Source organism: Limnobacter sp. (assembly GCF_964228395.1).
In the GTDB taxonomy this organism is placed as follows: domain Bacteria; phylum Pseudomonadota; class Gammaproteobacteria; order Burkholderiales; family Burkholderiaceae_B; genus Limnobacter.
Genome location: NZ_CAXQZX010000017.1, coordinates 19,741 through 45,121, shown reverse-complemented (window position 1 = coordinate 45,121; position 25,381 = coordinate 19,741). Strand labels below are relative to the sequence as shown.

At 54.9% G+C, this 25,381-nt stretch carries 20 protein-coding genes; 8 read left to right on the top strand and 12 right to left on the bottom strand.

Annotation, left to right across the window (positions count from 1 at the left end; genetic code table 11):
* Positions 1–506: 506 nt before the first annotated feature.
* The 4 genes from ACEQU8_RS01700 (at position 507) to ACEQU8_RS01685 (ending at position 3,284) form a co-directional block, all read left to right on the top strand.
* On the top strand, positions 507–1,709 hold the full coding sequence (locus tag ACEQU8_RS01700) for an alpha/beta fold hydrolase (RefSeq protein WP_370261038.1): 1,203 nt from the start codon (positions 507–509) through the stop codon (positions 1,707–1,709).
* A gap of 88 nt (positions 1,710–1,797) precedes the next feature.
* On the top strand, positions 1,798–2,127 hold the full coding sequence (locus ACEQU8_RS01695) for an ArsR/SmtB family transcription factor (RefSeq protein ID WP_370261036.1): 330 nt from the start codon (positions 1,798–1,800) through the stop codon (positions 2,125–2,127).
* Complete coding sequence (locus ACEQU8_RS01690) at positions 2,124–2,612, top strand: arsenate reductase ArsC (protein ID WP_370261034.1); 489 nt, start codon at positions 2,124–2,126, stop codon at positions 2,610–2,612. Before ACEQU8_RS01695 ends, ACEQU8_RS01690 begins: the two co-directional genes overlap by 4 nt.
* A 6-nt stretch (positions 2,613–2,618) precedes the next feature.
* Positions 2,619–3,284, top strand: a complete 666-nt coding sequence (locus ACEQU8_RS01685) for an aquaporin (protein ID WP_370261033.1) — start codon at positions 2,619–2,621, stop codon at positions 3,282–3,284.
* On the opposite strand, the gene ACEQU8_RS01680 is transcribed toward ACEQU8_RS01685, so the two are convergent.
* The 6 genes from ACEQU8_RS01680 to ACEQU8_RS01655 all read right to left on the bottom strand — a co-directional run bounded on the left by ACEQU8_RS01680 (position 3,256) and on the right by ACEQU8_RS01655 (position 10,236).
* The gene (locus ACEQU8_RS01680; RefSeq protein WP_370261032.1) at positions 3,256–4,122 is read right to left on the bottom strand and encodes a sterol desaturase family protein; all 867 of its coding nucleotides are present in this window, start codon (positions 4,120–4,122) and stop codon (positions 3,256–3,258) included. The two genes, ACEQU8_RS01685 and ACEQU8_RS01680, sit on opposite strands and share 29 nt — an antisense overlap.
* 132 nt (positions 4,123–4,254) lie before the next feature.
* Entirely contained in the window at positions 4,255–5,298 is a 1,044-nt protein-coding gene (pstS, locus tag ACEQU8_RS01675) for a phosphate ABC transporter substrate-binding protein PstS (protein WP_370261030.1), read from the bottom strand.
* 148 nt (positions 5,299–5,446) lie between these two features.
* Positions 5,447–6,223, bottom strand: coding sequence for a phosphate ABC transporter ATP-binding protein PstB (pstB, locus tag ACEQU8_RS01670; protein ID WP_370261029.1), 777 nt, complete (start codon positions 6,221–6,223; stop codon positions 5,447–5,449).
* A 21-nt stretch (positions 6,224–6,244) separates the two neighbouring features.
* Positions 6,245–7,159, bottom strand: a complete 915-nt coding sequence (pstA, locus tag ACEQU8_RS01665) for a phosphate ABC transporter permease PstA (protein WP_370261027.1) — start codon at positions 7,157–7,159, stop codon at positions 6,245–6,247.
* Between the two features lie 6 nt (positions 7,160–7,165).
* Complete coding sequence (gene pstC / locus ACEQU8_RS01660; protein WP_370261025.1) at positions 7,166–8,116, bottom strand: phosphate ABC transporter permease PstC; 951 nt, start codon at positions 8,114–8,116, stop codon at positions 7,166–7,168.
* A 125-nt stretch (positions 8,117–8,241) separates the two neighbouring features.
* Positions 8,242–10,236, bottom strand: a complete 1,995-nt coding sequence (locus ACEQU8_RS01655; protein ID WP_370261023.1) for a U32 family peptidase — start codon at positions 10,234–10,236, stop codon at positions 8,242–8,244.
* 89 nt (positions 10,237–10,325) lie between these two features.
* Here ACEQU8_RS01655 and msrA point away from each other — a divergent pair, with 89 nt between their 5' ends.
* The gene (gene msrA, locus ACEQU8_RS01650) at positions 10,326–10,934 is read left to right on the top strand and encodes a peptide-methionine (S)-S-oxide reductase MsrA (RefSeq protein WP_370261021.1); all 609 of its coding nucleotides are present in this window, start codon (positions 10,326–10,328) and stop codon (positions 10,932–10,934) included.
* An 86-nt stretch (positions 10,935–11,020) separates the two neighbouring features.
* Complete coding sequence (locus tag ACEQU8_RS01645) at positions 11,021–12,979, top strand: hypothetical protein (protein WP_370261019.1); 1,959 nt, start codon at positions 11,021–11,023, stop codon at positions 12,977–12,979.
* Here ACEQU8_RS01645 and ACEQU8_RS01640 read toward each other — a convergent pair.
* Both ACEQU8_RS01640 and ACEQU8_RS01635 read right to left on the bottom strand, forming a co-directional pair.
* Positions 12,932–13,804 (bottom strand): AEC family transporter, encoded by an 873-nt coding sequence (locus tag ACEQU8_RS01640; protein ID WP_370261017.1) that lies wholly within the window; start codon positions 13,802–13,804, stop codon positions 12,932–12,934. The genes ACEQU8_RS01645 and ACEQU8_RS01640 overlap by 48 nt on opposite strands.
* Before the next feature lie 60 nt (positions 13,805–13,864).
* Entirely contained in the window at positions 13,865–14,758 is an 894-nt protein-coding gene (locus ACEQU8_RS01635) for a LysR substrate-binding domain-containing protein (protein ID WP_370261039.1), read from the bottom strand.
* Between the two features lie 133 nt (positions 14,759–14,891).
* On the opposite strand from ACEQU8_RS01635, the gene ACEQU8_RS01630 reads away from it, so the two are divergent.
* On the top strand, positions 14,892–15,239 hold the full coding sequence (locus ACEQU8_RS01630; RefSeq protein ID WP_370261015.1) for an HPF/RaiA family ribosome-associated protein: 348 nt from the start codon (positions 14,892–14,894) through the stop codon (positions 15,237–15,239).
* On the top strand, positions 15,236–16,111 hold the full coding sequence (gene htpX, locus ACEQU8_RS01625) for a protease HtpX (RefSeq protein ID WP_370261014.1): 876 nt from the start codon (positions 15,236–15,238) through the stop codon (positions 16,109–16,111). The genes ACEQU8_RS01630 and htpX overlap by 4 nt, the downstream gene beginning before the upstream one ends.
* An 80-nt stretch (positions 16,112–16,191) precedes the next feature.
* Here the strand turns inward: htpX and ACEQU8_RS01620 are convergent, their stop codons facing one another.
* The 4 genes from ACEQU8_RS01620 to ACEQU8_RS01605 all read right to left on the bottom strand — a co-directional run bounded on the left by ACEQU8_RS01620 (position 16,192) and on the right by ACEQU8_RS01605 (position 25,372).
* Entirely contained in the window at positions 16,192–16,704 is a 513-nt protein-coding gene (locus ACEQU8_RS01620; protein WP_370261012.1) for an NlpC/P60 family protein, read from the bottom strand.
* A 26-nt stretch (positions 16,705–16,730) separates the two neighbouring features.
* Complete coding sequence (locus ACEQU8_RS01615; protein WP_370261011.1) at positions 16,731–17,078, bottom strand: DUF4870 family protein; 348 nt, start codon at positions 17,076–17,078, stop codon at positions 16,731–16,733.
* An 88-nt stretch (positions 17,079–17,166) separates the two neighbouring features.
* Positions 17,167–17,577 (bottom strand): heme-binding protein, encoded by a 411-nt coding sequence (locus ACEQU8_RS01610; protein ID WP_370261009.1) that lies wholly within the window; start codon positions 17,575–17,577, stop codon positions 17,167–17,169.
* A 118-nt stretch (positions 17,578–17,695) separates the two neighbouring features.
* On the bottom strand, positions 17,696–25,372 hold the full coding sequence (locus ACEQU8_RS01605) for a filamentous hemagglutinin N-terminal domain-containing protein (RefSeq protein WP_370261008.1): 7,677 nt from the start codon (positions 25,370–25,372) through the stop codon (positions 17,696–17,698).
* Between the last annotated feature and the right edge of the window lie 9 nt (positions 25,373–25,381).

Genomic DNA, 25,381 nt, shown 5'->3' with positions numbered 1-25,381 from the left:
GCCTCGCCTGAACTGAGGCCCGCCCTCCAAAACAGAGGTCGGGTCGGGCCTCTGCCCCCTTGGGGGCACCGTTCATTCTTGGCACGGTCGGGCAGATTGTCCTGAAGGTCGCTGCAGGGGCATTGGCCCCTGCTGGCTTCTGGGCAAGCGAAGGGGCTGGGTTGGCACAGGCCGCGCAGGCCGATTCAGGGCAGCCCGCCCGGTTTGGCCCACACCGAGGGGCCGAGGCGTGTTTCCCCGCCAAGCCCCCCGCTTGGCGGGAAACCGAATCGGATGCAATGGCGACATTTTCGCCTTGCATGCCCCCTCGGAAGGGACAAGAAGGGAACCACGGGCTGATCCCAGGCCCAGCGACCTGTGCCAACCCGGCTCCAACGCGGCCCCAACACGCTGCGCAATCAACGGTACCAAAACGCTGCGCGAGCGCTCCAGTTAGAGTAAACACTCATCCGATTCGCCCCGCGCTCCGTATAAACTGCGTCCAATCCATTGCGCAGTGCAACACCGTGAAAAAGATTCTAAAAACCGCCCTGAAGATCAACGAACTGGCCGTGAACACCGCGACCAACGCCGCCGACTGGTTTTTCCGCAAAGACATTCTTATTCAGTCTGGCAAAACCGAGTACGAAGTGATTGCTGAACAATCGCCCATGCGCGTGCGCTATTACGCCCCCAGCGCTGAAGCGCCCCATGCCAGCCTGGCCGACGGCGAGAGTGAAACACCGCCGGGGCGCCAGCATGCCATCCCTGTGGTGTTGGTTCCGCCATTGGGGGTGACCACCGAAACTTTCGACCTTATGCCTGACCGCAGTTTGGTGAAGTTTATGGTGGAGGCTGGCTACAAAGTGTATTTGGTCGACTGGGGCAAGCCCGAGCGCAAACACGCCTCACTTGGCCTTTACGACTACAGCCACGACATGATGGGTCAAGCCATGGCCGCTGTGCGTCAACACAGCGGCAGCTCCGAAGTGTCTTTGTTCGGTTGGTGCATGGGTGGCTTGCTATGCCTGTTGTACGCAGGTTACGGGGAAGACAAGCACATTCGTAACCTGGTCACAGTGGCCAGCCCCATCGACCTGCGCAACGGCAAAAACATCATGGCCGTGGCCTCAAACACCCTCAACGTCACAGCCCGCTTTATTCGCAAATACAGCGAGTTCCGGCTTGACCGCATCAACCCAGTGTTGTTCACACCGCCGGGCTGGATGGTGAGCCTGGGCTTTAAACTCACCGCACCTGTGGCCAGCATCACCACTTACTGGGATTTGCTGACCCGCCTGCACGACCGTGAGTTTGTGGAACAGCACACCACCACCGCGGATTACCTGAACAACATGATGTTGTACCCCGGCGGTGTGGTGCGCGACTTCATGGTGCGCTTTGCTGTGGACAACCGCCTGGCCAAGGGCAAAGTAAAAATTGGCGATAAATACAGCGCTTTGGGTAACATCACGGCCAATATGTTGGTGTTTGCCGGCGAGACCGATCATTTGGTACCCGCCAGCATGGCCAAGCAAAGCATCCAATTGTCTTCCAGCCAAGATTCACAATTTTTGCTGGCACCCGGCGGGCACATGGGCGTTATTTTGGGCAGCAAAGCCCGTGAACATGTGTGGCAATTGTCAGCCGACTGGCTGCGCAGCCGCTCCCAAACCGAAGCCAAGGCACCCCGCAAGCGGGCACCGAAGGCACAGACCCAAGCGGCCTGATTCAGCACGACGAGCAACATCGCATCGGCGCACGTGGTTTTAATCAGATCGTCATCCACTTGCAATATATTTCGATTATTATAAAAATATGGAAGAGAAAGACATCATCAAAGCCCTCAGTGCATTGGCCCAGCCCTCCCGGCTGAGGGTGTTTCGCGCATTGGTGCAAGCGGGGCCGTTGGGGCTCACCCCGGGGCAACTGTGCGAGACCCTGGAGGTACCACCCGCCACCATGTCCTTTCACTTGAAGGAATTGACCAACGCCCAGCTCGCGCTACCCGTGCGCGAGGGTCGCAACCTGTTTTACACCGCCCAATTTGCCCACATGAACAACGTGGTGGCTTACCTCACCGAAAACTGCTGCCAGGGGCAACCCTGCGGCCCAACCAATCAACCCTCAAAAACTGTTTGCTCATGAACACCAATGTTTTGATCCTGTGCACCCACAACTCGGCCCGCAGCGTGCTTTCCGAGGGCATGCTGAACCACCTGGCCAAGCAATATGGCAAGCCCTTCAAGGCCTACAGCGCGGGCAGCTCACCCAGTGGCCGCATTAACCCCTATGCCCTTCAAGCCCTACAAAACGCTGGGGTAGACACCACGGGCTACCACAGCAAAAGCTGGGATGTGTTCACGCAAGATGGCGCCCCCAAAATCGACATCGTGATCACCGTGTGCGACAGCGCCGCCGCGGAACAATGTCCTTACTGGCCGGGCAGCCCGGTTAAAACACATTGGGGCTACCCTGACCCTTCCAACGAGCTCGAAGAAAACAAGCCCAAGGCTTTTGAGCTCACCCGCCAGGCCATCGCTTACAAAATGATGCAACTCATCGAGCTCCCCGTGGCTAACATGAGCGCCAGCGATCTGAACGCGGCCCTGGCTCGCATTGCCAGGAGCTAATGCGCCATGCCCTACACATTTGCACAAAAACTGGCCGCTGAATTTCTTGGCACCATGCTGCTGATTGCCGTGGTGATTGGCTCGGGCGTGATGGCTGAAAACTTATCTGAGGGCAACAACGGGGTGGCACTCACCGCCAACACCTTAGCCACGGTGTTTGGTCTGTACATCTTGATCGAAATGTTCGGCCCCATCAGCGGTGCGCATTTCAACCCAGCCGTCACCATGGCCATGGTGCTCCTGAAGCGCCAAAAGTCAGCAGAAATGCTGCCCTACGTGCTGGTGCAATTGGCTGGCGCTTTTGTGGGCGCACTGCTGGTGCACCAAATGTTTGACATGCAATTGTTGCAATTTTCAGAAAAACCCCGCACGGGCTGGGGCATTTGGACGGGCGAGTTGGTCGCCACCGCGGGCCTGCTGTTGGTGATTTTGCTGGCCAACGCCCAACGGGTATCGGCCATGGTCGCTTGTTACATCGGGGCGGCCTACTGGTTTACATCCAGCACCTCGTTTGCAAACCCGGCGGCTGCCTTTGGTCGAATGTTCTCAAACTCATTCGCAGGCATTTCGCCGGCCGATGTGCCGGGGTATGTGGCCTTTGAGCTGTTGGGCGCATTGGTGGCACTGGCCTTGTACAAACGACTCAGTCCGGCAACCAGCCGGGCGGCTTAACAAAACACAACAGGCGGTTTTTAACACCCCGCGTGGTCCGCACCTTGTGCAACAGGTGCCCCCAACCCGCCACCGCCTGCTTCAGCGGATTGGTGCTTGGCACAGGGGTAACCGTGCCATACACCGGCTTTACGCCGGGCAAAAACCCCTTGTAGGTGCCAAACCACCGGTCCCACACAATCAAAATGCCGCCATAGTTGCAATCGTGATATTCCGTGTTTTTGGCATGGTGCAAACGGTGATGCTGGGGGCAATTGAACACACGCTCAAACCAACCGTGCACCTCAAAAGTCTCTGTGTGTATCCAGTACTGGTAAAGCAAATTAATCGTGTGGGCAAAAGTGACCGCCAAAGGATCCATGCCCAGCCAGGGCAGCGGCAACCAAAACACAAACGTATAAAACGGCCCCAGCACACTCTGGCGCAAGGCGGTGCTTAGGTTGTAATGCTCACTGGTGTGGTGGTTAGAATGCTCGGCCCAAAAGGCACCACAACGGTGAGCACAACGGTGATACCAGTAGTAGCAAAAGTCGTCAGCCAACACCACCAAAGGCACAAACCACCAACTCGACACAGGCAAGTCCACCACGCGGTTGTTGTACAACCACAGCATGATCGGCAGGGTCCATAGCGCTGCAATCGCTATCGCAAGCAACTTAAGCGCCCCCATGGCCATGGAACACAGGGAGTCTCGCCACTCATAGCCCTTGAACCAGGCCTGCGGCCCTTTTCTACGGATGGCCCACCCCTCCAAGGCCATGGCAGCAAAAAAATATGGCAAAGCCGCCATATACAACCACTGGGTCCACAACTTGAACTCGGGGGAATCCACCAACACGGCCACACCTCTGCATTACATATTTATGGGAATTTGCCCAGCATGGTAACGTGGCACACCGAATGCCACAATCTTGCAACGCAAAAAGGGCCTCCGAAGAGGCCCTTTCTGTTCAACAACTTCCGTGCTCGATTACTTCACGGCGACTGCTTTGCCATCGGCTGTTTTAACGCCCTTCCAAGCGTTTTCAATCAGCTTCACAGTGGCGTCTGGCAGGGGCACATAGTCCAGGTCAGAAGCCATCTTGTCACCCTTGGCGTAGGCCCACTTGAAGAAGCTCAGCACATCGGTGGCTTTTTCTGCGTTGGCCTGCTGCTTGTGGAACAGAATGAAGGTGGCACCAGTGATGGGCCATGCCTGCTTGCCTGGCTGGTTGGTCAAAATTTCGTAGAAGTCATTCTTGGTCCAATCGGCACCTGCCGCTGCGGCCTTAAAGGTGTCCTCATTAGGCTGAACAAAGGCGCCATCGGCGTTTTGCAACTGGGTGTGGATCAGCTTGTTTTGCTTGGCATAAGCGTATTCAACATAGCCAATGGAGCCCGGCAGGCGCTGCACGAAGGCAGACACACCCTCGTTGCCCTTGCCACCCAAGCCCACAGGCCACTTCACAGCGGTGCCTTCACCCACCGTGTCTTTCCAGTCGCTGCTTACCTTGCTCAGGTAGTTGGTAAAAATAAAGGTGGTGCCGGAGCCATCGGCACGGCGAATCACGCCAATGTCTTGGTTGGGTAGGGTCACGCCAGGGTTCAGGTCGGCAATCGCCTTGTCGTTCCACTTGGTGATTTTGCCTAGGTAAATGTTCGCCAACACCTCGCCGGTCAATTTCATCTGTCCTGGGGCAATGCCCTGCAGGTTCACCACGGGCACCACGCCACCAATCACGGTGGGGAACTGCATCAAGCCCTTCTCGGCCAGGTCAGCAGGCTTCAGGGGTGCATCAGAGGCACCAAAATCAACGGTTTTGGCGGTGATCTGCTTGATACCACCACCCGAGCCGATGGACTGGTAGTTCACCTTGTTGCCGGTTTCCTTGTTGTAGGCATCGGCCCACTTGGCATAAATAGGAGCAGGGAAAGAAGCGCCTGCACCGGTAATTTCAGCTGCGTTGGCTGCAGTCACGCCCAGCGCCAAGGCACTGGCGGAGATCACTGTCGCAATGGATTTGATGTTGAACATTATTCACCTCACTTTTTAAAGTGCCCCCATGATGAATGAGGAATGTTTCAGAATCATGACAAAAATATGGCGGTTTCATCAATGTAAAAAAGCCACACGGTGCAAACCGATGTGGCTTTTTGTGTTGAAGCAAGCTAGGCAACCGGCCTTAACCAAATCGGCCTGTAATGTAGTTTTCGGTTTCCTGCTTTTTGGGCTTCAAAAAGATCTGGTCAGTCACCCCAAACTCCACCAACTCGCCCAGGTACATGTAGGCGGTGTAGTCTGATACCCGCGCAGCCTGCTGCATGTTGTGGGTCACAATCACCACGGTGTAGTCTTCTTTCAGCTCGGTGATCAGCTCTTCAATGCTGGCTGTAGAAATGGGGTCCAGCGCCGAGCAGGGCTCATCGAGCAACAACACCTCGGGCTTAATAGCAATGCCACGGGCGATGCACAAGCGTTGCTGCTGCCCACCCGACAAACCATTGCCACTTTGATTGAGCTTGTCTTTGACTTCTTTCCACAACGCCGCTTTGGTGAGTGCCCACTCCACCCGCTCATCCATTTCGCCCTTGGATAATTTTTCAAACAGCCGCACGCCAAATGCAATGTTTTCGTAAATGCTCATGGGGAAAGGCGTTGGCTTCTGAAACACCATACCGATCTTGGAGCGAATCAGAGCGATGTCTTTCTTGGAGGTGATCAGGTCTTCACCATCCATCAAAATTTGCCCCTCAGCGCGTTGCTCGGGGTAAAGCGCATACATTTTGTTGAAGGTGCGCAGCAGGGTGGACTTGCCGCAGCCCGAGGGGCCAATAAAGGCTGTCACACGCTTTTCGGGGATCTGCATGCTCACATGCTTGATGGCGTGGAAATCACCGTAATAAAAGTTGAGATCACGCACATCCAGCTTGGTTTTCTCAATCACAGTTTCCGTGGTCATACACAGGCCTTCGGTCAAAAATTATTTGGAATTCTTCAGCAGTGAACGGGCAATGATGTTCAACACCAGCACGCCCGCGGTGATCAAAAACACGCCGGCCCAAGCCAATTGCTGCCATTCGGTGAAGGGGCTCAAGGCGAAGTTAAAAATCATCACCGGCAAGTTGGCCATGGGCTTCATCATGTCGGTGTTCCAGAACTGGTTCGACAAAGCCGTGAACAACAGCGGCGCGGTTTCGCCGGCAATTCGCGCCACCGACAACAAAATGCCCGTCAAAATACCGGCGTATGAAGCCTTCACGGTGATCGACATCACCATCTTCCACTTGGGCGTACCCAAGGCAAAGGCTGCCTCACGCAGGGCGTCGGGCACAAGGCGCAACATGTTTTCGGTGGTGCGGATCACAATCGGGATTTGAATCAAAGCCAAAGCCACCACTCCGGCCCATGCCGAGAAATGCCCCATCACCCGAACCATCACGGCGTACACAAACAAACCGATCACAATCGACGGTGCAGACAACAGGATGTCGTTAATAAAGCGCACCGAACTGGCCAGCTTGTTGTCTTTGCGGCTCTCGGCCAGGTGCACCCCCGCCATAATGCCCAGCGGCGTGCCAAACAGTGTGGCAAACCCCACCATCAGCAAAGTGCCCACAATGGCGTTGGCCAAGCCACCGCCCTCAACCCCCGGGGGTGGGGTCATCTCGGTAAACAACTCCCAAGACAAGCCGCCGATGCCCAGGCTCACTGTGGTCCATAAAATCCAGATCAACCAGAACAAGCCAAAAGCCATGGCCGCCAAGCTCAACGTGAGCGCGAACATATTGATCCAGCGCCGCTTGGTCTGCATTTGGTTTCGCACCCGCTCATCGGTCACCACGGTGGTGACCGAATCGGCTGGTCGGGGAAGATTATCCTTGGGCAATGCACTCATAATCGCTTATCTCCCGTTGCTCGACAGTTTGGCCAGCAAGAGCTTGGAAGCCACCAGCACCAGGAAAGTAATCAGGAAAAGAATCAGGCCCAACTCCATCAGGGCAGAGGTATGCAAACCGGGGCTGGCCTCGGCAAACTCGTTGGCCAATGCCGACGTGATGCTGTTTCCGGGCGAGAACAGCGAAATATCGTTGAGGTAATTGGTATTGCCAATGACAAAGGTGACCGCCATGGTCTCGCCCAAGGCGCGACCCAGGCCGAGCATAATGCCGCCGATTACGCCCACCTTGGTGTGGGGCAGCACAATTTTCCAGACCACCTCCCAAGTGGTGCAGCCCATGCCATAACCAGCCTCTTTTAACATCACTGGCGTGACCTCAAACACATCTCGCATCACCGCGGCAATGTAAGGGATGATCATGATGGCCAGCACCACGCCTGCGCACAGCAGACCAATGCCAATGGGTGGGCCAGAAAACAAAGCGCCAATCACGGGCACTTGGCCAATGGTAGCGTTCATCGGCGCTTGCACATATTTGGCAAAAATAGGCGCAAACACCAACAAACCCCACATGCCATACACAATGGAGGGCACCGCAGCCAGCAATTCAATGGCGGTACCCAAAGGGCGCCGCAACCAGGGGGGCGACAACTCGGTGAGGAACAAGGCAATGCCAAAACTGATGGGCACCGCAATAATGAGCGCGATCAGGGATGTCACCAAGGTGCCGTAAATGGGGACCAGGGCGCCATATTCGTCATTGGGTGGATCCCAGTTGGCAGTGAACAGAAAATCAAAACCAAACGCCTTGATGGTGTCCCAAGAGGCAATCACCAAAGACACAATGATGCCGCCCAACAGCAGCAGGGTGAACAGGGACGCCCCGCTGGTCAGCAGGCCGAAGATGGCATCGCCCCGTTTGCTGGGCGCTTTGATGGTCGGAACGGTTGACATGTCTTAAGGCTTCGCCTGCAGAGTTTCTGACTCAGACCCGCTAGGGTATCCAGAAAGTATGACAAAAAAATGACAAAAATAAGACGCCACTATGAAAACAGAGTCAAACGACTCAAATCAAGGGCTCAGCGACCCGGTCTTTTGCTGTAAAACTGGATCGGCACCACCGATGGGGGTGGGCTATTGAAAATTTCTCGCCGCATTGTACCCATGATGTGCATTTCGCATGGCTTGCAATCAAATTTCAGGGTGTATTTTTGGTCGCCATTGACCAGCACCATGGGCTCGGCTTTGACCTGACCCTGCACACCTTTGATCCCTTTGGCCTGTTTTGGGCACAGGTTAAACGAAAATCGCAAACAATGCTTGGTGATCATCACCGGCACCTCTCCCGCCTCTTCATGGGCCTCGTAGGCTGCAGCAATCATCTCCACGCCGTGCTTCTTGTAAAAATCCCGGGCCTTTTGGTTGTACACATTGGCCAAAAAACTCAATGATTTTTCTGGATACGCCACTGGAGGCTCCACGGGGGCCTTGCGCGCCGGGCGCTGCCACTGGGCCACGCGTGCAGCCATCAACTGCTCCACGGCGTCCCGGCGAAGGGCATTCACGGCCCCGGCGGGCACAAACCACGGCTGGCTGATTTTAAGCTCAACCCCCAAAGCGGCCAACTCGGTGTTGCCCAACTTCCCGAGGTGTTGAAGCAAACTGGCCTGCGCCTTGTCGGCTTGCTTGGCCACCTCGAGGGGCATTTCCGCCTCAGCGCTCACGCAAATACCGTCTTCATCGGTCAATTCCAAGCAAAGACCGGCCAATTCACCACTTCTTTCCAAATCCCGCAAGGTCATCCACACCCCAATGCGTCGTTCTGCACTGGTTTTGGCCAACGCCATGTCCCAAGCGTGGTCGCGGTTGCGGTGCACTGGCAAACCCGGCTTCAAGCCGGTGTAGGTTGGCATGGGGTCTTTGGGGTACACCCGATACACCGAGGTGCCCGCCTGCGAGCCCCGCAAACCCGGCAGCAACTCGGCGCGGTTCACATGCAAACCCAACACCTCGCGCTTGCGCATGTAGTTCAGGCCATCGCCGTTGCAGAGGGCCTCCGTGGTTTCAATGTCTACACTTTTTTCGCCCACGGCCAACACATGCCCCACAGGCAGACCCACAAACTTGGGTGAATCAAACGCCCCAATGTCTTCCTTGCGCCCAGTGGCAAAGTAATCGGTGGCGCCACGGTGAAAATTGCGGTCTGGATCGGGGCGGAAATAGTGGCGGGTGCTGCCGCTGGAGGCGCGAACAAACTCGCCGCGCTCTTCCATGATTTCGTCAAGCAAAATTCGGTAATGGGCCGTGATGTTTTTAACGTAGGCCATGTCTTTGTAGCGGCCCTCAATTTTAAAAGACCTCACCCCTGCATCAATCAAGGCTTCCAGGTTACCGCTTTGGTTGTTGTCTTTCATGGACAGCAAATGCTTGTCAAAGGCCACCACAGCGCCGTCTTGGTCTTTCAAGGTGTAGGGCAGGCGGCAAGCCTGGGAACAATCGCCCCGGTTGGCGCTACGGCCTGTTTCGGCATGGCTGATGTAACATTGGCCAGAAAACGCCACACACAAAGCCCCGTGAATAAAGTATTCAATGGTGGCTCGATCACCCACGGCCGCATGCACCGCTTGTATTTGGGGAATGCTCAACTCCCGCGCCAACACCAGTTGAGAAAACCCGCTGTCAGCCAAAAAAGTCGCTTTTTCAACTGTACGAATGTCGCACTGGGTGCTGGCATGCAGTTGAATTGGCGGCAAGTCCATTTCCAGCAAACCCATGTCTTGAATAATGAGCGCATCCACCCCAGCGTCGTAGAGCTGCCAAATCAGCTTGCGGGCCTCTTCCAGCTCAGCGTCGTGCAAAATGGTGTTCAAGGTGGTGAATATGCGGGCATGGTACCGGTGGGCAAATTCCACCAAGCCTGCAATGTCGCTGACCGAATTGCTCGCATTGTGCCGCGCACCAAAGGTTGGTCCGCCAATGTACACCGCATCGGCACCGTGCAGCACCGCTTGGCGGCCAATCTCGGCGTCGCGGGCCGGGGCCAGCAATTCCAGTTCGTGGGGCAACAAACTCATGATTTTTATGGCAAATTCAGGCAGGGCTGAACATTATTCCAAAACTGGAGTCTGAGCGAAAGCAAAACCTGAACAAAGTTGGAGTTCCCATGGCCCGTGTTGCATTGCCATCAAAACTTGCCGCTCTTTTGTTGATCAACTGCCTGCCCTGGTCGGCCCATGCCGCCGCCCAAGCGGAAGCCATTTTTGGAGGGGGCTGCTTTTGGTGCATGGAAGAGGCGTTTGAAAAACTACCCGGCGTGAGCGAAGTGGTGTCAGGCTACACCGGGGGCAAAACACCCAATCCCAGTTACGACCAAGTCAGCAGCGGCACCACAGGCCATGTTGAAGTGGTGCGAGTGCTCTACAACCCTGAGCAAGTCAGCTACGCCAAGCTTCTTGAGCATTTTTGGATCAACATCGACCCCACCGTTAAAAACCGACAGTTTTGCGACGTGGGTGAGCAATATCGCTCGGTGATTTACACCCTAAATGCAGCCCAGCAGCAGGCCGCCGCCAAAAGCAAAGAGGACCTGATCAACAGTGGCCGATTTGCCAAGGTGTACACCACGGTGGAATCCGCGCAAACCTTTTACGTGGCCGAGGACTACCACCAGGACTTCTACAAAAAAAATCCGCTTCGCTACAAATATTACAAAACGACATGCGGGCGGCAAAATCGCCTCAATGAGCTTTGGGGCAAAGCCACCACGCCATGAGCGGCGTATAGAGCCCCCGCTCCACCCAAGCCCTCGGGGTGAAGGTTACACTGTGTCAACCTAGCTGGCGCAAAACATCCTTCACCATGACCAAGCTCAACCTTCGCAAGGCCCCTTGGCCAATCTTGATTGCTTTGGCACTGCTGCTAAGCGGTCAGCCTTGGGCTCAAGCCAAACCAGCAAACTGGCAGGCGCATGGCGGCACCGATTGGCGCGGCGCCCTGCCTGCCGACCATCCAGCCAGCCTGGGCCACCGTCTTGAGGTGCGCAACACTCGCCTAACCTTGCGCGATCAACTCACCCTTCAAGTGGATACCCTGCATGGCCAGGCGGTTTCTGTGGGAAGCGACCCCACCATCAACCTGGACAACCCATCGCAGTACAGGGTGAACATTGAGCATGCGCAGGTCTTCATCAACGACGCGGCCATTGTGCAAGCCGTGTCGCAAGAGCTGCAACAAAGTGGCGCCCCAATTCGTATTGAGCAGGTCACCACCCGTCCTGAAGGCATCCGGGTTAGCGGCAAAATAAAGCGCCTTGGGCTGTGGCTGTCTTTTTTTATGGAGGGCTCCCCCCGCATCGCCAGTGCCACCGACATCGAACTTCAACCCACCCGCATGGAAGTGGCTGGGGTCCCCTTTTTTAAAGCTCTGTTGGCCACCAACATTCAGTTGGAATCCTTGGTCAATATGAAATCAAAGTCGGTGTTTTTGAAGGGGCAAGCCATGGTGCTCAAGCCCCAGCAATTGCTCGATCAACCTGCACTGGACTTCGATTTGCAAGCCCTCACCCTGCAAAACGGCGGTGTAAAAGCCGTACTGGGGCGGCGCAGCTCCGCCCCAGACCCATTTTGCAAGCGCACCCAATGCCCGGAGAGTTTTGTGTACACGGCAGGCGGGCCGTTGCGTGCGGCAGGTCTTGAATTACCTGGCCTGCCCACACTGGCCGCCAGCGAGCACAATGCCCCACTGGCTGTGGCTTTACACAACCTGCAAAACACCCTGCGCAACAGCGCCGTGCTGTTGCGTCCAGATGGTGCGGTGTGGATCAACACCGGGGCCAAAGCTTCCGCACAACAGCACCTGGGGGCCTTGGCCGAGGGGCAAAGCGAATTCGCCCTGTTGGCCGACCAACAGGGCATCTTCAAAGAGCCACAAGCCAAGCTTGCAATGCTGGTTCACCACGCCGATTTGCAAACCCCCAGCGGCATAGGCCTGCGCGTTGAAAAAATGCTCAGCCTGAGCCAGGCCGACAGCTTGGTAGACCTGCCCGGCAGCACACAGCAAGTGCTGGCTGGCCACATCGAACTGGAGGAGGCTGGCTTAGACACCCTCATGAACCAGCACCTGTTTGCTTATGAGGGCTCCCCCATCAAGCAGGTTGAAACACATGTGAAGCGCGACGCGCTGGACCTTCACTTGCTGGTGCGCCCCCAGCTGTTTGGCCTACCCACGCTTTGGCTACCAACGCGGCTGGAGGGCACCCTGAATGTGGCTACCAATCGCCGCGGCATGATCTTCACACCCAGCACAATTCGCGTGTTGGGTATCTCGGTCGGCGGCATTTTGGAATGGGCAGGCATCTCGCTGGACCAACTGATTCACATTGAACGCCCATCGGTCAAACTGAGCGGCAACACATTGTTGATTGACCTGAGCAACGCCTTGCCTCCCATGCACCTGGACACCGAGCTGCACGAGGTACGCTTGGTGGAACAAGGCAACCACGATCACCATGTTCAACTGCATGTTGGTCTTCGTGACCAGACCAACATCGGGAAAATCTACAACGCCATTGAACAAATGCCCTCGGGCCTGTGGCTATACACCAAGGGGCTTACAGCCTTGGGCATTCGCACCGGGCCCACATTGGCCCATGTGCATACCCCACAGCATGCCACGCGCCTCGCAGTGGACTTGGGGCGGTTTCCCGGGCTGTTGGGCGACGGCGTGTTGCGCTTGCCGGCAGATCAACAGCTGCTCATCGAAATGCCGCCCTCAGAGCACCCAATACAGAGCCATCGCCACGAACAGCACACTCATTAGGTTGCCCACCATCACCAAGGAGGCCATGCGCTCAGGCTGCACACCGTACTTTTCTGCAAATACAAAGTTAAGCACCGCGGGCGGCAAGGCACCAAACACAATCAGCATGGCGGCATGCTCGGGGGGCAAGGGCAGCAACCACACACTCAAGGCGGCAAACAACAAGCCCGCCACGGGGCAAACCACAGCGCCAAGCAGGCCAAACCGAACGTCTGAAAAATCTGCCTGTGTTAATCGCACACCCAAAGAAAACAACAACAAGGGAATGGACACATCGCCCAACATCTTGATGGCGAAGTACAAAGGCTGCCACAACTGCACTTGCAACAGGCTTACCGCCAAGCCTGCAATCGACGCCAATATTACCGGCTCGCGCCACAACCCCATCAAGCGCGCAGTGGGACTCATCATCCAGATGCCCAAGGAATAATGCAGCGTGTTGCCCACCAAAAAAAGCATCACAGCCGCAGGCAGGGCTGATTCACCAAACGCCAAAATGGCCAGCGGCAAACCCATGTTGCCGCAATTGCTGAACATCATCGGCGGCACAAACAGGCGAGGGTCCACCTTCAAGCAGCGGGCCAAGGGCCAAGCCACCAGGCCCGAGCCCAAAATAACCACCACCCCACCAACGGCCAGCAGCCAATACGACTGCAAGTCAAACGACTTGCTGGCCAGCGCTGCAAACACCAGCGCTGGCACAAAAAACTCCATGTTCAACTGGTTGGCCACCCGCATGTCAGGCTTTTTAAGCCGACCGTACCAATAACCCACCGCCACAATGGCGAACACAGGAAACATCACAGAAACAATGCGCAACAACATGCCGCCTCCGTCGAGCAAGCCCGCAGTGTACTTCAGCCACGCCCTTGGCGGGGTTTGGCGTTAAGGCTCATCGGCAATCGTGTTGGAGAAAAGCAATTTAAGCGCAGGGTGGTCCAGGTTGCGCGGGTGGGTGAATGCAAAAAAGTCCTCAGTCACGCCAGGGGCATCACCCAGGTGCACCAGCGTGTCATCACGCACCACGTCTTCCATCAGCAAAGCGGGCACAGCGAACAAACCCAACCCCGCCCGCCCGAAAGTTTCCAGCAGCGCAAGGTCGTCAAACTCACCAACCACCTGCACCTCCACGCCCAGGCTTTCAAACCACTGCTCAAGCTTTAGGCGCAGCACGTTGTTACGGCTGGGCAACAAGAAAGGCGCGCGGTGCAATCCTTCTGGAAAAGCCATTCCATAGCGGTCGTTCAAACTGGGGCTGGCAAATATGCGTACCGGGTAAGACAACAATTTGGCGACCCTTAAATGGGCCGTGCCCTGCCCACCAGGGCGCTCGGCCAACACCAGATCAATTTCGTGCTGTACCAAGCCTGAACACAGGGATTCGAACCGCCCCTCGGTGCACACCAGCCGCACCGGACGCTGCAAACCAAGCACGGGCTCAATCATGTGAAACGACACCGTTTTGGGCAAAGCATCTGCAATCCCCACTGACAGGCGCAGGGTGTAGTCAAGCTCCTCGTCTTGCAGGCTCTCGGTCAACTGTTCGCCCAACTGAAAAATTTGGTCCGCGTACCGCAAAGCCAAACGACCGGCCTCGGTGAGGGCCAAACCTCGCCCGGCAGGTTGAAACAAAGCGCGCCCAAGCTGCTGCTCCAGCAGAGCAATTTGACTGGACAGGGTTTGGGCCCGCAGGCCCAACTGTCGGGATGCAGCGGCGATGCTGCCGCTGTGCGCCACCATCCAGAAATACCGCAGGTGGTGGTAGTTCAGGTCAGTCATCTTCAACGCAGACTATCCATTTTTTTCGAACTATCAATAATTTTTTATCCTGTTTATTCTTAGATTGAACCACGATACACTGCGCTTGTCTATTTGCTGCACAGGCAAATAAACCTGAACAGGAGGACATGGCATGAACACACACATCGTGGCCAAACACCCAGACATTGATGAAACCCTGCGCCGTTACGTACAGCGGCGCTTGCGCTCGGCCATCATGCGCTTGTCCAACCAAATCAAAAACATCACCGTCAAGCTGGACCGATTAAAAAATCCGGAGAACGGGCAACAGCGCAATTGCGTAATAGAAATCCGCATTGACGGCCAAGACACGGTGGTTGTCGACGGAGCAGGGCCACATTGGCTCAGCGCCATCGACACCGCCATAGAAACTGCGGCACGGGCTGTGCGCCGCAAATTAAAAACCACGCTTAGAAACGTGGCCCATTTGCAATTGTTGAAAGGACAACACGCATCATGAAACGCATTGTTTTATTTCTTGCCACCAACGTCGCCATCATGGTGGTGCTGGGCATCACCGTGCATTTGCTGGGGCTAAACCGCTTCATGGCAGGCGGTCAGCTCAACCTCACCATGCTGCTGGCTTTCAGTGCCGTGCTGGGCTTTGGTGGCTCGTTCATCAGTCTGATGATGAGTAAAACCATTGCCAAATGGAGCACCGGTGCCAAGGTGATTGAGCAGCCACGTAACCCCACCGAGCAATGGTTGTTCCAAACGGTGGACCAACTGGCCCGCCGCGCCAACATCCCCATGCCCCAGGTTGCTATTTACGAAGGTGCACCCAACGCGTTTGCAACGGGCCCCAGCAAAAGCAATTCCCTGGTGGCGGTGAGCACAGGCTTGCTGCAAAGCATGAGCCGCGAGGAAGCCGAAGCCGTGCTCGCCCACGAGGTGGCGCACGTGGCCAACGGCGACATGGTGACCCTCACCCTCATCCAGGGCGTGGTGAACACCTTTGTATTTTTCCTGGCTCGCGTGGTGGGTTTTTTGGTGGATCAGTTTCTGCGCAAAGACGACTCCGAATCGAGCGGCCAGGGCATGGGTTATTTCATCACCGTGATCATCATGGAAATCACCCTAGGCATTTTGGCTTCCATCATCGTGATGTACTTCTCGCGCCAGCGCGAGTACCGCGCAGACGCGGGCGCTGCACGCCTCATGGGCAACAAGCAACCCATGATCTCGGCACTGCGCCGTCTGGGTGGTATTCAAGCCGGCGAACTGCCAGGCACCATGGCCGCATCGGGCATTTCTGGCAAAGGCGGTGTGATGGCTTTGTTTAGCAGCCACCCACCCATTGAGCAGCGCATCGCCGCGCTGCAGCAGGCATAAGCACTGGCCTCACCGTGCTCATCCACCCGTCCCTTCCGGCCGGGTGGTTTTACCGAAGCCGCCCCCCGGGGCGGTTTTTTTTATAATACCCGGCGTGCCGTCCAGTAGGCACTTTGCCAATAACGGTCATCCAGGCGGCTAATGGTGACGCCCACACGGGTCGAGGCGTGCAAAAACTGCCCACGCCCCAGGTAAAATCCAACATGCCGACGGGTTGGGCCTGTTCTAAAAAACACCAAGTCACCAGGCCTTAGCTCGTCTGGCTTAACCGCCATGCCCAATTTGGCTTGTGCGCCAGTGGTGCGAGGCACCTCTATAGCAAAGTGCTCGCGAAGGGTCAGTTGAACAAAGGCAGAGCAATCAATGCCTGTTTTATCGGCACCACCCAGCTTGTAAGGGGTGCCTTGCCAAGCCTTGTATTGAACAAGCAAAGCCCGCGACACCCCGGCCTGATCGCCAGGCTCGGCATCAAAGATCGTACCGTCGGCCAGAAGCACCGACTCCACAGGCTCTGCATCCAATGAAGCACACCCTTGAGCCAGCAGCACACACAGCAAAAAGCAAACGCCGCGCCAACACCCCAGTTTGCTCATATTGAAGCCCACGCCTTCACAACCGTTTAAACCACAGCCCGACGCTCACTAAAACGCAACAACCCCTTCACAAACCGGTACAACAACCAGATGCTCAGCAAGAAGTAGATGACCACGCCCACACCCAGCAACATGGTCACCAACGAGACAACAAACCAAAAGCCACCAATCCAGAATGTTGAAATGAGCCAGTCGTAGTGAGATTTATAAACGGTGCCATTCGATTCAGGCCGCTTCACGTAGCAAATAATCAGCGCAATCAAAATAGGAACGAATGCGGTGAATATGCCCACGCCACCCAATATGTAGGCAATCAGCACAATGGTGCGGTGAGCCTCTTCAGAATCAACAACCGACTCGGGTTCGTAGCTCATGCAGATTCGCTTCGAAGGTTAAACACCCTTTCATCTTAAAATAAAAAACCCGCCTCTGAGGGCGGGTGTCTTGGGGCCTCGGGAAAAATCAACCCAGGTTGAGGGCCGCAATACCAGCTCGGGCAATTTGTGCGTCTTGATCGGACTTCACACCCGAAACGCCCACCGCGCCAATGCACTGACCATCCACCATGATGGGTACGCCTCCTTCCAGCATGCCCTCCAATTTGGGAACCGACAAGAAAGAGGTGCGACCATTGTTGATCACTTCTTCCAGCAGCTTGCTTTCACGACGCCCCAAGGCAGAGGTGTTGGCCTTGGCTGGGGCGATGTACGCACTCATGGTGGGGGCCGCATCCAAGCGCAACAAACCTAGCAAATGGCCGCCATCGTCGGCCACGGCGATGGTCACTCCCCAATTGTTTTTATCGGCTTCTGCACGCGCCGCGTTCAAGATGGTTTGTACGTCGTCAGCAGACAACACGGCTTTGGTCTTCATTGTGTCACTCCAGATTCAAAAAATTCACGGGGCATTATGACTTCACCGAAGCACACATGCCTAGGGTGGATGACCCTAATACCTCTGCGAACTCCCCGTACCCCTGGCCTTTTGGCAACTACGGCGCACAACTGAGGCCTTGATCAGCGTTGTCGCAGGCAGCAGGCTTGGCCAATTCGCCATCACCCACAGTGGCGGGGCGTCCTGGGCCCACTTCAACCACCACGCCCTGAATCACCTTGCCAGCAACGTTCTCAGTTCTCACCACCGAACGGGTTTGCTCCTGGCGGGCCAAAACCACCGCCCCTTGGGCCGAGGTCAAGGCTGCACTTTCCTGGGGCGACAACAACACCGCTCCGTTGTAGCTCACCGGAATTCGCGTCAGCACCCCTGCCCCGTCGTAGAAAAAGTTGTAAGCCCCCGACTGTCCAGGCCCAGACAAGTGGATCACTTGCCCTGGCACCAAAGACGCACCTTCAAAAGGCAACACAGTCATGTACCCGCCCAAACCAGCCGAGTTGATTGCACCCACACTGACCTGAATGGCGCGTGGGTTGGGGCCGGGCGCGGCGCCTGGCTCACCAAACGGCACCACGCTGGACACACTGGGTTGCACGGCATTGTTAACAGGCACCGACAACGTGAGCGCCGGGAAAGAGCGGCTCGCTCCCGCTGCAAAGTCGTTGTAAGGCATTCGAGCCCGCAAAACACTGGCTTGCGGTGTGCTCAGTCCACGTGAACGAATCGCGATTAAATCGCCCTCCACGCCCACACCCGCAGTGTTCAAGGCCACAGCATTGTTGACCGCAACCAAGCTGGCACCTTGGCTAGCCTGATAGGCGTAATCGGCCCCATGCAGGCCTGCAAGTACCGACAAACCTCCACGAATTTGATTGTCCTGCAGCAGCATCACCGAAGCGTTGTTGGGTGTTGAAAAATGCGCTTGCCCACCAGCCTCTGCATTGATTCTCCCCTGACGTTGTTCAATGGCGGCTGACGCAACGTGAATTCTGCCCAAACCGGTCAATGGGTCTACAGGCTCACGGCCCGAAAACACATCCAGCGACGCAGGCAACAATCGAGACAACGCCGCCGACGACAATGGAGCGCTTCGGTGATGCGCCACAAAACTCATTTGCCCGGCTCCCAATTGGATATCGCCATCCAGCAGCAAACGACCGCTGGTCTCCACATGGCCTTCGCGTGCAAAAAGGCTGCGCAGGCGAAGGTCTGAAGAGTTCAAGATGCGAATTCGGTCAGCGTGGGCAGCCACCGACCCATTGAAGCGATTTTGCGCATGCTCAAGCTGAATATTTCCGCCCACAACATTCAAGGTGAATTCGCCTTGAACCTGAAGCGCGCCCACTTGCGCCAGTGAATTGGCCTCTACCTGAAGATCACCCAGCACATCGCTTTGCCCGAGCACTACCCCGTCACCGCGCAAGTTCAGGTTGGCAGCCGCATTCACACCGATCGCACCCTGAGCCTGCCCCACATCAAGGGTCAGATGCTCAGCCGATGCGAGGCGCCCCCCTTGCCGCACATTCAAAGTGTTTAGACCGTTCAGGCGATTGCCTTGATGGTCCAGCGCGACCGATGAGGCCACAATGTTCGAACCCGCCCACGCAAGCGCATCAGACTGCGACAAGCCGCCTTGCACGGTTAAGTTGGCCAAGCCCTCCACCTGCAATGCGCCAAGCCGCAGAGCGTCTGCATTCACCTGCAGATGACCACCCACCTGCCCTTTGTAAGCAAGCTGCCCAGCTTGAATGCTCAAATGACCTGCGCTGTTCACATGAGCATTAACCTCCTGCCCCGGCGCTGCACCCAACACCAAGGTGCCATCGATGCGATTACCTGTATGGGTCAAGCTCACTTGCGGAGCAAACAGATGGGCCTGGTTGGTATTCACAGCCTCTGTTTGCTCAACAAGCCCAGCTTGCACACGCAAGCCTTCAACCCGACCCAGTTGGCCCAAGCGTACCAAGTCGGCCTGTGCATCCAATTGCTCCAACTGGCCCGCAGCCTGCACTTGCATACTGCCCTCTGACCGAACATTTGCGACCTCGGCGCGCCCAAGGTCGATCACCGGCAAATGATTATTTGCATGGTTCAACTGCACAGAATTGGCTTGTGCAAGCAACGAGCCCTCAATCGTCAAAGCGTCGTTCTGTTCAATGTGTATAGCGTGAAGCTGCAAGGTGCCTCGCACCTGACCCGCCACACTCAACTGATTTGCATCATGAAGACTCGCGTGGTCCACCCGATTGAACACGACCTCACCACGAAAATCGTTGCCCGCATGATCCAGTGCAATAACACCACCCTGAAACTGAGTTTGCCCACCCACGGTGAGCGCTTGCGATTGGTTGACCTGTTGAGCCTGAATTTTTAAATTGCCTGTGGTGTTGGCTTGGTGTAGGCGCACTTGCTTGGCTTGGGCAGACAGCTCCGTCAGCCCAGTCAAAGACACGTCTAGCTGCCCTGCAGCATGTAGGTCAGCGATAGCCGCCCGGCCCAAAACATTCAGGGTGTCAACACCACGCAACTGAACCCGCTCCACACCATTCAACACCACCTCTGAAGAGAACTGATTGTCGGCGTGGCTCAAGATGACCGAGTCGCCCTTAAGCGCCAAATCGCCGAGTACCTGCAAAGTGCCTGTTTGAGTCAAGATGGGAGCATTGATCGCAGCATCCCCGTTGACACGAACACGCGCAACGTCCACGAAATGGGCGTCGGCTTTCAGGGAATCAGTTTGCACACCACGCATGCTAAACCCGCCATGTACATCCACCTGCATGGATTGCGACTGGCCAGTCAAGACGAGTGGCGCTTGGCTGGCCACAGCAACTTGACCCGCGTTTTGCAAAGTAACTTGGCCCACAAACTCGTTGGCTGAGTCGGTCAAATTAATGTTTCCACCGACCAGGGTGGTTTGACCCCCAATCGAAATTGCTGAAGATTGGCTCACTTCGTTGGCTGCCAAAGTGGCGTTGCCAGAAGTGTTCAGTCCATCCAGCGAAATTCTATCTGCGTGAGCTGAGACCGATTCAGCAGTTAAGTTTTGAAGGTGCAGAGAGTCGGCAGCTGATAGATCAACCTGAGCGGCACTGCCTTGAACAAGCAAGTCGTTTAAATCACGTAGATTCACCTGTCCTGCATTTTGCAAAGTAACTTGACCTACGAACTCGTTGGCTGAGTCGATCAAATTAATGTTTCCTCCGACCAAGGTGGTCTCGCCACCAACCGCAATCGCGGACACCTGACTCACTTTGTTGGCCGTCAAAGTGGCGTTGCCAGAAGTGTTCAGTCCATCCAGCGAAATTCTATCTGCGTGAGCTGAGACCGATTCAGCAGTTAAATTTTGAAGCTGCAGAGAATCGATCGCCGTTATATCAACATGAACGGCACTTCCTTGAACAAGCAAGTCGTTTGAATCACGCAGATTCACCTGTCCTGCATTTTTCAAAGTGACTCGACCAGCAAACTCATTGGCTGAGTCGGTCAAATTAATGTTTCCTCCGACCAGGGTGGTTTGACCGCCAATCGAAATTGCTGAAGATTGGATCACTTCGTTGGCCGTCAAAGTGGCGTTGCCAGAGGTGTTCACTGTGTCCAATAAAATGCCATCTGCATGGGCTGAAACCAATTCAGCAGTTAAGTTTTGAAGCTGCAGAGAATCGGCTGCATGTACATTCAACCTTGTGGCGCCACCTTGAATAGTCAGGTTATTTGAGTCACGAAGATTCACTTGACCTGCATTTTGCAAGGTGACTCGACCAGCAAACTCATTCGCCGAATTATCCAGACTTACATTTCCGCCAACTAGCGTTGTTTCACCGCCAACCGCTATCGCGGACACCTGACTCACTTCGTTGGCCGTCAAAGTGGCGCTGCCAGAGGTGTTCACTGCGTCCAATAAAATGCCATCTGCACGGGCTGAAACCGATTCAGCAGTTAAGTTTTGAAGGTGCAGAGAATCGGCAGCTGATAGATCAACCTGAGCGGCACTTCCGGTAACAAGCAGCTCGTTAGAATCACGCAGACTAACTTGACCCGCGTTTTGCAGAGCAACTTGACCTACGAACTCGTTGGCTGAGTCGATCAAATTAATGTTTCCTCCGACCAGGGTGGTTTGACCACCAATCGAAATTGCTGAAGATTGGTTCACTTCGTTGGCTGCCAAAGCGACATCGCCAGAGGTGTTCAATCCATCCAGCAAAATTTCGCCAGCAGTTGCCACAACGGATTCAGCAGTTAAGTTTTGAAGGTGCAGAGAATCAGCAGCCGATAGATCAACCTGAGCGGCACTTCCTTGTACAAGCAACTGGTTGGAATCACGCAGATTCACCTGACCCGCATTTTGCAAAGTGACTTGACCAGCAAAATCGTTTGCTGAGTTATTCAAACTTACATTTCCACCGACCAGGGTGGTTTGACCACCAATCGAAATTGCTGAAGATTGGCTCACTTCGTTGGCTGCCAAAGTGACATTGCCAGAAGTGTTCACTCCGTCCAGCTCGATGTTGTCCCCAGTTGCTGACAACGATTCAGCAGTTAAGTTTTGAAGGTGCAGAGAATCGGCAGCTGATAGATCAACCTGAGCGGCGCTACCTTGAACAGTCAGGTTGCTAGAGTCTCGCAGATTCACCTGGCCTGCATTTTGCAATTTGACCTGACCGGCAAACTCATTTGCCGGGTTATCCAGACTTATATTTCCGCCAACCAGGGTGGTTTGACCACCAACCGAAATTGCTGAAGATTGGCTCACTTCGTTGGCTGCAAAGGCGACATCGCCAGAGGTGTTCAATCCATCCAGCAAAATTTCGCCAGCAGTTGCCGCAACGGATTCTGCAGTTAAGTTTTGAAGCTGCAAAGAATCGGCTACATGAACATCCAACCTTGTGGCGCTACCTTGAATAGTCAGGTTATTGGAGTCACGAAGATTCACCTGACCTGCGTTTTGCAAAGTGACTTGACCAACAAATTCATTCGCCGAATCATCCAGACTTATATTTCCGCCAACCAGGGTGGTTTGACCCCCAATCGAAATTGCTGAAAATTGGCTCACTTCGTTGGCTGCCAGAGTGGCGTTGCCAGAAGTGCTCACTCCGTCCAGTACGATGTTGTCCCCAGTTGCTGACAACGATTCGGCAGTTAAATTTTGAAGCTGCAGAGAATCAGTAGCTGATAGATCAACCTGTGCGGCACTACCTTGAACAGTCAGGTTGTTGGAGTCTCGCAAACTCACCTGACCCGCATTTTGCAAAGTGACTTGACTAGCAAAATCGTTTGCTGAGTTATTCAAACTTACATTTCCACCGACCAGGGTGGTTTGACCGCCAATCGAAACTGCTGAAGATTGACTCACTTCGTTGGCTGCCAAAGTGACGTTGCGTGAGGTGTTCACTGCGTCTAGCAAAATACTATTTGCGTGGGCCGAGACAGTTTCGGCAGTTAGGTTCTGAAGTTGCAAAGAGTTGGCTACATGTACATCCAACCTTGTGGCGGCACCTTGAACATGCAGATTGTTAGAGTCACGCAGATTCACCCGACCTGCATTTTGCAAAGCAACTTGACCTACAAAATCGTTGGCTGAGTTGGTCAAATTAATGTTTCCACCGACCAGGGTGGTTTGACCACCAATCGAAATTGCTGAAGATTGGCTCACTTCGTTGGCTGCCAAAGTGACATTGCCAGAGGTGTTCAATCCATCCAGCAAAATTTCGCCCGCAGTTGCCACAACGGATTCAGCAGTTAAGTTTTGAAGCTGCAAAGAATCGGCTGCATTTACATCCAACCTTGTGGCAGTACCTTGAACATGCAGATTGTTAGAGTCACGCAAATTCACCTGACCTGCGTTTTGCAAAGTGACCTGACCAGCAAAATCGTTTGCTGAGTTATTCAAACTTACATTTCCAGCGACTAGCGTTGTTTCACCGCCAATCGAAATTGCTGAAAATTGACTCACTTCGTTGGCTGCCAGAGTGGCGTTGCCAGAAGTGCTCACTCCGTCCAGTACGATGTTGTCCCCAGTTGCTGACAACGATTCGGCAGTTAAGTTTTGAAGCTGCAAAGAATCAACAGCCGATAGATCAACCTGTGCGGTACTACCTTGAACAGTCAGGTTATTGGAGTCTCGCAAACTCACCTGACCCGCATTTTGCAAAGTGACTTGACCAGCAAAATCGTTTGCTGAGTTATTCAAACTTACATTTCCAGCGACTAGCGTTGTTTCACCGCCAATCGAAATTGCTGAAAATTGGCTCACTTCGTTGGCTGCCAGAGTGGCGTTGCCAGAAGTGTTCACTCCGTCCAGCACGATGTTGTCCCCAGTTGCTGACAGAGATTCGGCAGTTAAATTTTGAAGCTGCAGAGAATCAGCAGCCGATAGATCAACCTGTGCGGCACTACCTTGAACAGTCAGGTTGTTGGAGTCTCGCAAACTCACCTGACCCGCATTTTGCAAAGTGACTTGACCAGCAAACTCATTTGCTGGGTTATCCAGTCTAACATTTCCACCGACTAGCGTTGTTTCACCGCCAATCGAAATTGCCGAAGATTGGCTCACTTCATTGGCTGCCAAAGTGACATTGCCTGAAGTGTTCAGTCCATCCAGCGAAATTCTATCTGCGTGAGCTGAGACCGATTCAGCAGTTAGGTTTTGAAGCTGCAGAGAATCAGCAGCTGATAGATCAACCTGAGCGGCAGTTCCTTGAACAATCAGCCCGTTGGCATCTCGCAGGCTCACTTGCCCAGTATTCTCCAAAACCACCACGCCCGCGAAGTCGTTGCCTGCGTGATTCAAAGTGATCGCAGCGCCGTCTAAGCGCGTGTTGCCCGTGACGGTGATCGCTGCGTCTTGTTCGATGGTGGCCGCCCTCAGGCTAAGGTCGCCACTTGCTATCGCACCTCGAATATTGATTGCGTTCGCTTGCAGTTCCGCTTGCTGGGCTTGAAGGCTCGCCGCCGACAGCACGATGGCATCGCCTTCCACCGAGAGTCGACCTGCCAGCTGAACTCCCTCAATATTGATTGCACTGGGCGCACCATTGACGTTTTTGCGGGCAATTAGAAAAATTTCGCCGCCGGCATTGCTTAACTGTCCAAGTTGTTGAATCACCGCGCTTTCATGACCAGCTTGTACTTCAAAGGCCAAGAACTCGGTAGACGTATTGACCGTCAGTTCGCCAACGCTCATCAGTCGAATTGGCCCAGCATTGGCCTGAAGATTACCTTGATTGCTGATCTGCGGGGCCAGCAGCGCAATTTCTCCTGCCGTGATGGTGCCAAGGTTTGTGATTTGGCCTGAGTCTGGCAGGGACTCCAATGCTATTTCAGCACCCGGAACTTGGCCGGACTTTAGGTCCAACGTAGAAGCCACCAGTGCACCTACGTTAATTTCTGCATTGGCTCCAAAAACAATGCCCCTGGGGTTGATCAAGAAGATTCGGCCATTGGCCTGCAATTGACCCAACACCTCGCTTGCATTCTGGCTTGTAATTTTATTGACCAGCACCGCCTGTGCATTGGGTTGCATCACTTGCACCTGCTCGCCAGCAGCAATGTCAAAGCCTGTCCAGTTAACCACAGCGCTTGTATTGTTTTGAACAATCTCCAACGTACTGGGGTTGAGCAAGTTCACCGCCACCCCATTGAGCGGCGTGGTTTGGTCTAAGGTGGGTAGCGCCAGGCTTTGAGAAGCAAACATCATCATGGTGAATGCAGCCAGCGGGCGCAGAGAGAAGGAGGCGCTGGTGGCCTTTGGCAAAGTACGAGAAATAGAGGTCATGGCGAAGCG

Excerpts from the sequence above, each read along its gene's own strand:
- ACEQU8_RS01620 (WP_370261012.1), bottom strand. The coding sequence starts at position 16,704 with ATGAGCAAACTGGGGTGTTGGCGCGGCGTTTGCTTTTTGCTGTGTGTG.
- msrA (WP_370261021.1), top strand. The coding sequence starts at position 10,326 with ATGGCCCGTGTTGCATTGCCATCAAAACTTGCCGCTCTTTTGTTGATC.
- ACEQU8_RS01645 (WP_370261019.1), top strand. The coding sequence starts at position 11,021 with ATGACCAAGCTCAACCTTCGCAAGGCCCCTTGGCCAATCTTGATTGCT.
- ACEQU8_RS01610 (WP_370261009.1), bottom strand. The coding sequence starts at position 17,577 with ATGAAGACCAAAGCCGTGTTGTCTGCTGACGACGTACAAACCATCTTG.
- htpX (WP_370261014.1), top strand. The coding sequence starts at position 15,236 with ATGAAACGCATTGTTTTATTTCTTGCCACCAACGTCGCCATCATGGTG.
- pstB (WP_370261029.1), bottom strand. The coding sequence starts at position 6,223 with ATGACCACGGAAACTGTGATTGAGAAAACCAAGCTGGATGTGCGTGAT.
- ACEQU8_RS01605 (WP_370261008.1), bottom strand. The coding sequence starts at position 25,372 with ATGACCTCTATTTCTCGTACTTTGCCAAAGGCCACCAGCGCCTCCTTC.
- ACEQU8_RS01635 (WP_370261039.1), bottom strand. The coding sequence starts at position 14,758 with ATGACTGACCTGAACTACCACCACCTGCGGTATTTCTGGATGGTGGCG.
- pstS (WP_370261030.1), bottom strand. The coding sequence starts at position 5,298 with ATGTTCAACATCAAATCCATTGCGACAGTGATCTCCGCCAGTGCCTTG.
- pstC (WP_370261025.1), bottom strand. The coding sequence starts at position 8,116 with ATGTCAACCGTTCCGACCATCAAAGCGCCCAGCAAACGGGGCGATGCC.
- ACEQU8_RS01695 (WP_370261036.1), top strand. The coding sequence starts at position 1,798 with ATGGAAGAGAAAGACATCATCAAAGCCCTCAGTGCATTGGCCCAGCCC.
- ACEQU8_RS01685 (WP_370261033.1), top strand. The coding sequence starts at position 2,619 with ATGCCCTACACATTTGCACAAAAACTGGCCGCTGAATTTCTTGGCACC.
- ACEQU8_RS01655 (WP_370261023.1), bottom strand. The coding sequence starts at position 10,236 with ATGAGTTTGTTGCCCCACGAACTGGAATTGCTGGCCCCGGCCCGCGAC.
- ACEQU8_RS01615 (WP_370261011.1), bottom strand. The coding sequence starts at position 17,078 with ATGAGCTACGAACCCGAGTCGGTTGTTGATTCTGAAGAGGCTCACCGC.
- ACEQU8_RS01630 (WP_370261015.1), top strand. The coding sequence starts at position 14,892 with ATGAACACACACATCGTGGCCAAACACCCAGACATTGATGAAACCCTG.
- ACEQU8_RS01690 (WP_370261034.1), top strand. The coding sequence starts at position 2,124 with ATGAACACCAATGTTTTGATCCTGTGCACCCACAACTCGGCCCGCAGC.
- ACEQU8_RS01640 (WP_370261017.1), bottom strand. The coding sequence starts at position 13,804 with ATGTTGTTGCGCATTGTTTCTGTGATGTTTCCTGTGTTCGCCATTGTG.
- pstA (WP_370261027.1), bottom strand. The coding sequence starts at position 7,159 with ATGAGTGCATTGCCCAAGGATAATCTTCCCCGACCAGCCGATTCGGTC.